The sequence below is a fragment of the Methylobacterium sp. WL9 genome (assembly GCF_008040035.1).
Lineage (GTDB): Bacteria > Pseudomonadota > Alphaproteobacteria > Rhizobiales > Beijerinckiaceae > Methylobacterium > Methylobacterium thuringiense.
The window spans coordinates 1-10,021 of record NZ_VRVE01000117.1 but is presented as its reverse complement, the minus strand read 5'-3'; the positions used below and the strand labels follow the sequence as shown (position 1 = coordinate 10,021).

Sequence of the window (10,021 nt, the reverse complement as noted above, 5' to 3'; positions counted from 1 at the left end):
CCTCGGCCGCGAGCCGCGAGGCCGCGTCGAGGGCCACCGCGACGGCCAGCGCCACGCCCGCCGGACCGTTCATGGCCGGGGCCTTCCAGACGAACAATGCCGTCAGCGCGAGCAGGACTCCGGAGCCCATGAGATAGGGCATCGAGGCGTCGGCAACCCGTGATCGCAAGGCCTGGGACGGGGCTTTCGCCAAGGGAACTCCGACGTACTTCGCCGCGATTGACGGGAATCCGGGGGCCACGTACCACGAGGCCGAGCGGTTGTCGCGTCGCGGCGACCCCAGTGCGTTTTCCGACCGAGTCGATGCCGGTTGGTCGAAAGAGAGCGCGTCGAAACGGAAGCTTAAGAGTCACCGGCCCGATGCAATCGGATCGGATACGGCTCTGAGCGGCCAGGGAGAGATTTCCGGCGATGTACAAGGCCGAGACCCGCGGCATCAGCGTGACCGTCGAGCCTCGCTTCGTCGAGGAGGAATCCTCTCCCGGCGAGAGCCGCTACTTCTTTGCCTATACGGTCGAGATCGTGAACAACGGCAACGAGAAGGTGCAGCTGCGCTCGCGCCATTGGCGCATCATCGACGGCCACGGCTCCTGCCAGGAGGTGCGCGGCGCCGGCGTCGTCGGCAAGCAGCCCTTCCTCGGCCCGGGCGAGTCGTTCAGCTATACCAGCGGCTGCCCGCTCACGACGCCGGACGGGCTGATGGCCGGCAGCTACACGATGACGGTGATCGGCGGCGACAGCTTCGAGGCGGAGATCCCGGCCTTCTCGCTCGACTCGCCGCATGTCCGCCGCAGCGTCCACTGAGGCGATGTCCTCGGAAGGGCTCTCCGACGACGTGGATGCCGGTTCGTCGCGAGAGGGCGCGACACAGCGAGAACCCAAGCGCTACACCACCCTCGAACTGCTCGAACGCCTCGTGGCCTTCGATACCGAGAGTTCGAAGTCCAACATCGCCCTGATCGACTTCGTCGCCGGCTACCTCGACGGCTGGGGCGTGCCCTACACCCGCGTGCCGAACGCGGCCGGCGACAAGCAGGCGCTCTTCGCCACCCTCGGACCGATGATCGATGGCGGGGTCGTGCTGTCGGGCCATACCGACGTGGTGCCGGTGACGGGCCAGGCCTGGACCTCCGACCCGTTCACGCTCCGCATCAGTGACGGCCGCGCCTATGGCCGCGGCTCGGTCGACATGAAGGGGTTCGATGCCCTCGCCCTCGGGCTGGTGCCCGACGCCGTCTCGACCGAACTGAAGCGGCCGATCCACATCCTGCTCTCCTACGACGAGGAGATTACTTGCCTCGGCGTGCTCGACACCATCGCCCATTTCGGCACGGACCTGCCGCGCCCCGGCGCGGTGATCGTGGGCGAGCCGACCGGGCTGGAGGTCGCCGACGCGCATAAGAGCGTCGTCACCTATGACACGGTGGTGCACGGCCACGAGGCGCATTCCTCCAAGCCCATGCTCGGGGCGAACGCGGTGACGGCGGCGGCCGATCTCGTGGCGGAACTGAACGCGATCGCCGACGCGATGATCGCGCGGGGCGATGCCTCCGGCCGGTTCGACCCGCCCGCGACGACGGTGCATGTCGGCACCATCGCAGGCGGCACCGCCCGTAACATCCTGGCGAAACGCTGCAGTTTCCACTGGGAGTTTCGCGGGCTGCCCGACCTCGACATGCAGGAGATCCCGCGCCTGTTCGCGGAGGCGACCGAGCGGGTCGTCGCCAACAGGCTGAACCGCTACGGCGATTACGGGCACATCGAGACGGTGGAGGAGGTCGCCGTGCCGGGACTCGCCCCCGATCCGGGCTCGGAAGCCGAGACGCTGGCCCTGCGGCTCGCCGGGCGCAACCGCACCATCTCCGTCTCTTATGCAACGGAGGCCGGGCGCTTCCAGGCCGCAGGGCTGCCGACGGTGGTGTGCGGGCCGGGCTCAATCGACCAGGCCCACCAGCCCGACGAGTACATCACCCTCGACGAGTTGGAGCGGGGCGAAGCCTTCATGAAGCGGTTGCTGTCGGAATGCGCGGCGTGAGTGCGAAACGCTTGACTGGCGCGGTCAAACTCCGGCCGCTGGAGCGCGAGGACCTGCGCTTCGTGCACCAGCTCAACAACAACGACAGCATCATGCGCTACTGGTTCGAGGAGGCCTACGAGTCCTTCGCCGAGCTCCAGCAGCTCTACGAGCGCAATATCCACAACCAGACCGAGCGGCGCTTCATCATCGCCACGGAGGGGGACGAGCCGGCGGGGCTGATCGAGCTGGTCGAGATCAACCACCTGCATCGGCGCTGCGAGTTCCAGATCGCGATCCATCCCGGCTTCGAGGGGCGGGGCTACGCCTGGAAGGCGACCCGGATCGCCATGGACTACGCCTTCAGCGTGCTCAACATCCACAAACTCTACTTGCAGGTCGACAAGGACAACGCGCGGGCGGTGGGCATCTACGAGCGCTGCGGCTTCAAGCCGGAGGGCGTCCTGCGCGACGAGTTCTTCGTGAACGGCCGCTACCGCGACGCCGTGCGGATGTGCCTGTTCCAGCCGGACTACCTGGCCCAGCGCGGCAGCGGCGACGTCAACGAGCCGGTGTTGAAGACCTGAGCGTCAGTCGGGAAGAAGAGGGGCCGTCTCCGGCCCCTCCCCTTTGCCCGAATGTCTAAGCGTCAGGCTCAGTTACGGCCGCCTGCACCAGCGCCTGCGCCGCCGGTGCCGCCAGCACCGCCCTTGCCCATCGCGCCGCCACCGGCACCCATGGAGCCGCCGCGACCGCCGCCGGCTTCGCCTGCACCAGCGTTGCCGCCGCCGGCATTCCGCATACCGCCGGTGTCGCCCTTCTCGGAGGCATTGCGGATGCCGCTGGACTTGGTGTCGGTGCCGGCGTTCTTCATGCCGCCGTCGTTGCCGCCGCGGGTCATGCCCTTGCCGGTCTCGTTGCGGTCGGCACGGGCGCCGCGCCCGCCGTTGTCGTCGCGGCCACCACGAAACCCGTCGCGCTCGCGGGTGGTGACGCTGGTGCGGGTCGAGACGCTGTTGCGCTCGAAGCCGTCGCGACCGCCGACATTCACCGACAGGCGGCGATACTCGGGCGAACCATAGAGGACGCGCTGGCCGCGGATCACGACGTAGCGCTCGCGGAGGCCGCCCCGGCGCTCGGTCACGATCAGACGGCGGTATTCCGGCGAGCCGTAGATCACGCGCTGGCCGCGGACGGTGACGTAGCGCTTGCCACGGATGCCGCCGCCGCTGCGCTCGGTCACGACGAGGCGGCGATACTCGGGCGAGCCGTAGACCACACGCTGGCCGCCGATCACCACGAAGCGGCCACCACGGCCTCCGCGGTCGAAACGATCGGTGCGCGACGACGTGCGGATGTCGACCCGGCTGTTGCTGCGTCCCTCGAATCGGTCGCCCCGGCCGCCACGCTCGGCGCGATCGCCACGACCTGAGCGGTCGCTCCGTGCACCGGCATCGCCGCGCTCGTTCGCAGCCGCCTTGCCGGCACCATTGGTATTGCTGGTTTCGCCGCCGTCGCGTCCGGCACTCTGGCGACCCATCGAACCGCCGCCGTCGCCCTTGTCACCGCCGCGCGCGGCCTGCGATGCGCCCCCACCGTCACCACGGGAGGCCGCCGCGCTGCCGGCACCGCTTCGACCGCCGCCCATGGCCGACTTCTCCGCGCCACCGCCCGCACCGCCACCGGCACCGGCCGCACCACCGCCCTGCTGGGCATGAACGGACGTGCTCAGCAGCAATGCTGCCAAGCCAACAGCAAGTCTCTTCATCAGACGTTCCTCCGAATTATAAACGCGGATCGAAACGTCGGAAGTGCGAAAAGGGTTTCGTGGTTTTTCGAAGATTGCTTTCGATCGAGAGAACAGAGCTAAGCTTGACCGCACAAATAGAGACGAGTTGCGAAAATGAACGAATTTTCAGCTTCACTCGTCTTCGCACTGCAGCACGGCGCCAGACTCGTCTACCGCAATCGACTGGCAGCTTCCGCCGCCCTGCGGATCGCGGCACCGTCGGGCGCGCCCGCCGGCACGACCCAGCTTCCGCCGACGCAGAGAACCGATGGGTGTGCAAGCCAGTTCGGCGCCGTCGCCTCGGTGATGCCGCCGGTCGGGCAGAAGCGGACGTTGCCGAAGACGGCAGCCAGCGCCTTCAGCGCCTTCAACCCGCCGGAGGCCTCGGCCGGGAAGAACTTGAAGCGGTCGAGGCCGTGGTCGAGCCCGCGCATGATGTCGGCGGCGTTGGCGACGCCCGGCAGGTAGGGCACGCCGCTCTTCTGCGCAGCCTCCGTCAGCGGCGCGGTCAGCCCAGGGCTGACGATGTACTTCGCGCCGGCCGAGAGCGCCGCGTCGAGGTCCTTCGGGTTCAGCACCGTGCCGGCGCCGACCACCGCACCCTCGACCTTCGACATCTCGCGGATGACGTCGAGGGCGGCAGGCGTGCGCAGGGTGACCTCCAGCGCAATCAGTCCGCCGGCCACCAGCGCCTCGGCGATCGGCGCGGCATGGGCCACGTCCTCGATCACGAGGACCGGGATCACGGGAACGGAGCGCATCAGCGCGTCGATGTCGTTGGCCATGGGGCTCTCCCTGAAGTGTCCCCTCCCCCTTGTGGAGAGGGGTAAGGGGTAGGGGTGGTGCCGCTTGCCTGGGTCGGAGCCCAGCGGAACCACCCCCACCTCCAACTCCTCCCCACAAGGGGGAGGAGAGTAACCGTCGCGGATCCGAGCGCTAAAGCCCCGCCGCCGCCAGCATCGCCGACGCACCCTGCTCCGCTCCGTCGGCGCCGTGGCGCATGAAGGCGAAGAGCTCGCGGCCGGTGCCGAGGCCGTCGGCCGGCGGCAGCGCCTCGTCGCGCGCCTCCCACTCGGCGGGATCGACCAGCGCTTCGAGCACGCCGTCCTCGGCCGAGAGCCGGATCACGTCGCCGTCGCGGATGCGGCCGATCGGGCCGCCGCCGACGCCTTCGGGGCTGAGATGGATCGCCGCCGGCACCTTCCCCGAGGCGCCGGACATGCGGCCGTCCGTGACGAGGGCGACCTTGAAGCCGCGATCCTGCAGCACGCCGAGGGGCGGGGTGAGCTTGTGCAGTTCCGGCATGCCGTTGGCGCGCGGCCCCTGGAAGCGCACCACCACCACCACGTCCTTCTCCAGTTCTCCGGCCTTGAAGGCGGCGATGACGTCGTCCTGGTCGGAGAAGACGCGGGCCGGTGCTTCGATCGTCCGGCGCTCCGGCGTCACGGCGCTGGTCTTGAAGGTAGCCCGGCCGAGATTGCCCGTGACGAGGCGCATGCCGCCGTCCGGCTGGAATGGGTTGGCGGGCTTCCTCAGCATGGTGTCGTCGAGGCTGTCGGCGACGGCATCGTCGTAGACGAGTCCGTTGTCGTCCTGGCCCGACAGCTTCGGGTCGCGGGCATGGTCGCGCAGCGTCGTGCCCGAAACGGTCAGGATATCATCGTGCAGCATGCCGGCATCGATCAGGCTGCTGATGACGTAGGACATGCCGCCGGCGGCGTGGAAGTGATTCACGTCACCCGAGCCGTTCGGGTAGACGCGGGCGATCAGCGGCACGGCGCCCGAGAGCTGGTCGAAATCCTCCCAGTCGACGACGATGCCGGCGGCGCGCGCCATGGCGGGGATGTGGATGGCGTGGTTGGTCGAGCCGCCGGTGGCGAGCAGCCCGACGATGGCGTTGATGATCGCCTTTTCGTCGATGCAGCGGCCGAGCGGGCGGTAGTCGTCGCCGCCCCAGCCGATCTCGGTGAGCCGGTGGACGGCGGCGCGGGTCACCGCCTGACGCAGCTTGGTGCCGGGGTTGATGAAGGAAGCTCCGGGCATGTGCAGGCCCATCACGTCCATCATCATCTGGTTGGAATTCGCCGTGCCGTAGAAGGTGCAGGTGCCGGCCCCGTGATAGGAGGCGGACTCGCTCTCCAGGAGTTCCGCGCGGCCGACCTTGCCCTCCGCGTAGAGCTGCCGGATGCGCTGCTTCTCCTTGTTGGCGAGCCCGGAGGGCATCGGGCCGGCCGGGATCAGGATCATCGGCAGGTGGCCGAAGCGCAGGGCGCCGATCAGCAGGCCGGGCACGATCTTGTCGCAGATGCCGAGCAGCGCCGCGCCCTCGAACATGCCGTGGCTCAAACCCACCGCCGTCGCGAGGGCGATGGCGTCGCGCGAGAACAGCGACAGCTCCATGCCGCGCTGCCCCTGGGTGACGCCGTCGCACATGGCGGGCGTACCGCCCGCGACCTGCGCCGTGGCGCCCACTTCGCGGGCGAAAAGCTTGATCTGCTCCGGGTAGCGTCCGTAGGGCTGATGGGCCGAGAGCATGTCGTTGTAGGCGGTGACGATGCCGATGTTCATCGCGCGGCCCGCGATGATCGCCGACTTGTCCTCGCCGGAGGCCGCGAAGCCGTGGGCGAGGTTGCCGCAGGCGAGCATCGGGCGGTGGACGCCGGCCTCGCGCTCGCGGTCGATCATGTCGAGATAGGCGCGGCGGCCGTCGCGGGAACGCGCGACCACCCGCTCGGTGACGGCTGCGATCACGGGGTGAAGGTCGGTCATGCGATCCAAGCCTCGCTCGCGGATCCGGCAGGGAGGCCCTCTTGCAAGATCGAGGCGAGCAAGATCGAGGCGGGGGCCGATGCGTCAGGCCGTGGTCCGTTCGCTAACATGGAACGGATCCAGGCAGGATCACAGCCCCGTCACTGCAGGCTCTCGGAGCTGTCCGCCGCAGCCTCGGGATCGCCCTCGGCCTCGGCGGGGTCGACGACGTAACGCTGCGAGCAGAATTCGCAGGTGATGCCGATCCGGCCGTCGTCGGCGACCATGTCGCGCCGCTCCTGTTCGGAGAACGAGCGGATCATGCCGAGCACCCGCTCGCGCGAGCAGCGGCACTGCTCGACCAGGGGCTGCGGATCGAACACCCGCACGCCGCGCTCGTGGAACAGGCGGTAGAGCAGCCGCTCGCTCGACACGGCCGGATCGACGAGTTCGTGATCCTCCACCGTGCCGGCAAGCGAACGCGCCTCGGTCCAGGCATCGTCCTCGGGCAGGTTGTTCTCGTCCATCAGCGCGTGACCCTCGGGTGCGTCGCCGGGCGGCAGGTCGGCCTGCCGCATCCGCTCGGGCGAGGACGGCAGGAACTGCATCAGCAGGCCGCCGGCCCGCCAGCGGCTCACCCCGCCCTCGACCTGCTCGGCCACGGCGAGCCGCACGCGGGTCGGAATCTGCTCGGACTGGCGGAAATACTGGTGTGCGGCCTCTTCGAGACCCTGGCCCTCCATGGCGACCACGCCCTGATAGCGGCTCTGGCTCGGCCCCTGGTCGATGGTCATGGCGAGGTGGCCGTGGCCGATCAGGTCCGAGGCCTTGGCCTTCGCACCGAGAGCCGTGACGCGGGGCTCGTCGAAGCGGGCCGTGGCGCGCAGGCGGTCGGGCGCCTCGAAATCGACCACGATCATCTCGACCGGACCGTCTGTCTTGGTCTGGAGCTGGAAGCGACCCTGAGACTTCAGCGAGGCCCCGAGCAGGGCCGTCAGCGCCGCCGCCTCGCCGAGCAGCCGCGCCACCGGATCCGGATAGCCGTGGCGGCGCAGGATCCTGTCGAGGGACGGTCCGAGCCGCACGGCGCCGCCCCGCAGATCGAGCGATTCCACTGCGAACGGAAGGATCGCGTCGTCATCGCCTTCGAGGGTGGCGGCGGAGGTCGCCGGGGCCTGTCCTGAACTCATGACGTCTCCGTGGGCCGGCTCCGGCCGGATCGCGTGATCGCTGGACATGAACGGCACCTCGCGCGGGTCTGCGGCGATCGCGCTGTGCATAGCGGGGGGCGGGTGGGGCGCGCAAATCCGGCGCAAGCCGGGATATGGGTGCCGACGCGCCGCTTTTCGAGGCGATTGGGACGTGGCGGCAATGACAGGACCCGAGGGCCGTGCTTCGTGACGCGCGGGATCGCAGGCTCGCCGGCCTTGCGAGGCCGACCGCGTCCCGGAGTGCCGTCCGATGAAGCTCGCCGTTCTCGCCGCCGCGCTCGCGGCTCTCGCCTGCCTGTCCGCCCAGCCCGCGCTTGCAGCCGAGGCGGATACGCCGGCCGATCTGCTCCGCGTACCCGGTCGCCGCCGGGCGGACCCCGCCCGTGCAGGATCGGCCGAAGGCCTGGTTCGGCGAGCCGCTGCTCGGCCTCGTACTGCGCGACCAGGCGGCCGCGAAAGCCTCGGGCGAGCCGGGTGGGCTCGATTTCGGCCCGATCTGCGCCTGCCAGGACGATACCGGCCTGCGCGGCGTCGCCATCGCGGCGCAGGACGAGGATGCCGTGCGGGCGAAGGCGGTCGTCGGATTCCGGATCGGAGCGCAGGCGATCAGCGTGCGCTACCGCCTGGCGAGGACCGAGGCCGGTTGGCGCATCGTCGACGTCGGAACGGACGACGTGCCGAGCCTCGTCAAGCATCTGCGACGGTTTTCACAGTGAGGCCGGCATCCTTCGCGGCGTCCGCCACAACTCAGGAATTTTCCACCATGTCCCCGATCCGACGCCGTCTCCGCCTCGCGGTTCTGCTGACCGCTTTCGCAGGGGTCGCGACGCCCGCCATGGCCGAGTCGTGCAGTGCCGAGATAGGCCGCAAGGAGGCCGCGCGTCTCGTGGAGCGCTGCCTGGAGGTCTCCCCGGCAACGCGGCCACCCTGCAACGCCACGAACGCCTGCTCGCTCATCGAGAGCGAGGTCGTTCGGGGTTGCCGGATCGTGGCCGAGGACGCGCCGGGCTGGTGCGCCGAGTACCGTTAGAGCATCGGCCCGAAAAGTGGCCTCCGGTTTTCGGAAAAGCCGATGCAATACAAAGACCTAGAGCATCGTCTTGGATCCTATATCCAGGGCGATGCTTTAGCCAAACGCGGTATCACACCATGCTCGCGGGTTCCGCGAGCATGCCGTCGACGAAGCCGGTGAGCCCGGTGCGCCGGACGCGCTTCAGGCGCTCGGCCTCCAGGATCGATTTCAAGGCGCGGAAAGACTCGTCGAGGTCGTCGTTGACGATGACGTAGTCGTACTCGACCCAGCGCTGAATCTCGTTGCGGGCGTTTGCGAGGCGCTTCTCGATGGTGGCGGGCGAATCCTCGGCCCGGCGTTCCAGGCGGTGCCGCAGCTCCGAAAAGCTCGGCGGCAGGATGAACACCGTGACGACGTCGTCCTGCAGGCGCTCGCGGACCTGACGGGTGCCCTGGTAGTCGATGTCGAAGATCATGTCCCGGCCGCGCGCCAGCGCCGTCTCCACGGGCCTGCGCGGCGTGCCGTAGAAATTGCCGTGGACCTCCGCCCATTCGAGCAGATTGTCGCGCTGGCGCAGGTCTTCGAAGGCCTCGCGGCTGATGAAGCCGTAATGGCGACCGTCGATCTCGGACGGGCGGCGCTGCCGGGTCGTCACCGAGATCGAGAGGTCGAGGCCCCAGCCGCCGTCGTCGGCGATGGCGCGGGTGAGCGTGGTCTTGCCCGCGCCCGAGGGCGAGGACAGGATCAGCACCAGCCCGCGCCGCTCGATCTCCGTGTGCGGCACTGTCGCGATGGCGGTCATCGTCCGTAGTCTCCGGGCGCCGGCATCATCATCTCACGCACGCTCACTCGACGTTCTGAACCTGCTCGCGGAATTGCTCCACCACGGCCTTCAAGTCGAGTCCGATCCGCGAGAGCGCGATGTCGTTGGCCTTGGCCGAGAGCGTGTTGGCCTCGCGGCCGAGTTCCTGCGCCAGGAAATCGAGCCGCCGGCCGATGGGGCCGCCCTTCGCCAGCAACTCGCGGGCCGCGGCAATGTGGGCACGAAGCCGGTCGAGCTCCTCGCGCACGTCGGCCTTGGCCGCGAGCAGCACCGCCTCCTGATGCAGGCGGTCCGGATCGAGGCCCCCGTTCTCCACGAGCGCCGCGACGGCGGCGGCGAGGCGGGCGCGCACGGCCTCCGGCTTGCGGGCGGGGCAGGCGTCGGCGGCCTCGGTGAGGCGCTGGATCTCGGCGAGCTGGCCCTC

The 10,021-nt window shown here is 69.3% G+C and carries 12 protein-coding genes; 5 read left to right on the top strand and 7 right to left on the bottom strand.

The features are described 5' to 3' along the window. Window positions 1-193, bottom strand: a 193-nt coding sequence (locus tag FV217_RS20825) for a hypothetical protein (RefSeq protein WP_147820297.1), incomplete at its 3' end; no start/stop codon positions are given. A gap of 218 nt (window positions 194-411) precedes the next feature. On the opposite strand from FV217_RS20825, the gene apaG reads away from it, so the two are divergent. From apaG to speG, 3 genes are read left to right on the top strand one after another with little or no spacing between them, the layout of a single operon-like run. Then, on the top strand, window positions 412-804 hold the full coding sequence (apaG, locus tag FV217_RS20820) for a Co2+/Mg2+ efflux protein ApaG (RefSeq protein WP_147820295.1): 393 nt from the start codon (window positions 412-414) through the stop codon (window positions 802-804). Continuing rightward, window positions 782-2,035, top strand: a complete 1,254-nt coding sequence (gene argE, locus FV217_RS20815) for an acetylornithine deacetylase (RefSeq protein WP_238231720.1) — start codon at window positions 782-784, stop codon at window positions 2,033-2,035. Before apaG ends, argE begins: the two co-directional genes overlap by 23 nt. Next, window positions 2,032-2,601, top strand: coding sequence for a spermidine N1-acetyltransferase (gene speG, locus FV217_RS20810; RefSeq protein WP_238231718.1), 570 nt, complete (start codon window positions 2,032-2,034; stop codon window positions 2,599-2,601). The genes argE and speG overlap by 4 nt, the downstream gene beginning before the upstream one ends. Before the next feature lie 68 nt (window positions 2,602-2,669). Here speG and FV217_RS20805 read toward each other — a convergent pair whose 3' ends face one another. From FV217_RS20805 to FV217_RS20790, 4 genes are all read right to left on the bottom strand, one after another. Next, window positions 2,670-3,782: a hypothetical protein gene (locus FV217_RS20805; RefSeq protein ID WP_147820291.1), complete on the bottom strand. Its 1,113-nt coding sequence runs from the start codon at window positions 3,780-3,782 to the stop codon at window positions 2,670-2,672. Window positions 3,783-3,973: 191 nt separating this feature from the next. After that, a complete protein-coding gene (eda, locus tag FV217_RS20800) occupies window positions 3,974-4,588 on the bottom strand; it encodes a bifunctional 4-hydroxy-2-oxoglutarate aldolase/2-dehydro-3-deoxy-phosphogluconate aldolase (RefSeq protein ID WP_147820289.1) in 615 nt (204 codons plus the stop codon). Window positions 4,589-4,739: 151 nt separating this feature from the next. Beyond that, window positions 4,740-6,572 (bottom strand): phosphogluconate dehydratase, encoded by a 1,833-nt coding sequence (gene edd / locus FV217_RS20795; protein WP_147820287.1) that lies wholly within the window; start codon window positions 6,570-6,572, stop codon window positions 4,740-4,742. Window positions 6,573-6,712: 140 nt separating this feature from the next. After that, on the bottom strand, window positions 6,713-7,741 hold the full coding sequence (locus FV217_RS20790) for an Hsp33 family molecular chaperone (protein WP_147820299.1): 1,029 nt from the start codon (window positions 7,739-7,741) through the stop codon (window positions 6,713-6,715). 404 nt (window positions 7,742-8,145) lie between these two features. Here FV217_RS20790 and FV217_RS20785 point away from each other — a divergent pair, with 404 nt between their 5' ends. Both FV217_RS20785 and FV217_RS20780 read left to right on the top strand, forming a co-directional pair. Then, window positions 8,146-8,478, top strand: coding sequence for a hypothetical protein (locus tag FV217_RS20785; protein WP_147820285.1), 333 nt, complete (start codon window positions 8,146-8,148; stop codon window positions 8,476-8,478). 47 nt (window positions 8,479-8,525) lie between these two features. Then, the gene (locus FV217_RS20780) at window positions 8,526-8,792 is read left to right on the top strand and encodes a hypothetical protein (RefSeq protein ID WP_147820283.1); all 267 of its coding nucleotides are present in this window, start codon (window positions 8,526-8,528) and stop codon (window positions 8,790-8,792) included. 112 nt (window positions 8,793-8,904) lie between these two features. On the opposite strand, the gene gmk is transcribed toward FV217_RS20780, so the two are convergent. Together gmk and FV217_RS20770 are read right to left on the bottom strand one after the other, a co-directional pair. Beyond that, entirely contained in the window at window positions 8,905-9,576 is a 672-nt protein-coding gene (gmk, locus tag FV217_RS20775) for a guanylate kinase (protein ID WP_147820281.1), read from the bottom strand. Window positions 9,577-9,619: 43 nt separating this feature from the next. After that, on the bottom strand, window positions 9,620-10,021 hold a 402-nt coding region (locus tag FV217_RS20770; protein WP_147820279.1), incomplete at its 5' end, for a DUF1732 domain-containing protein.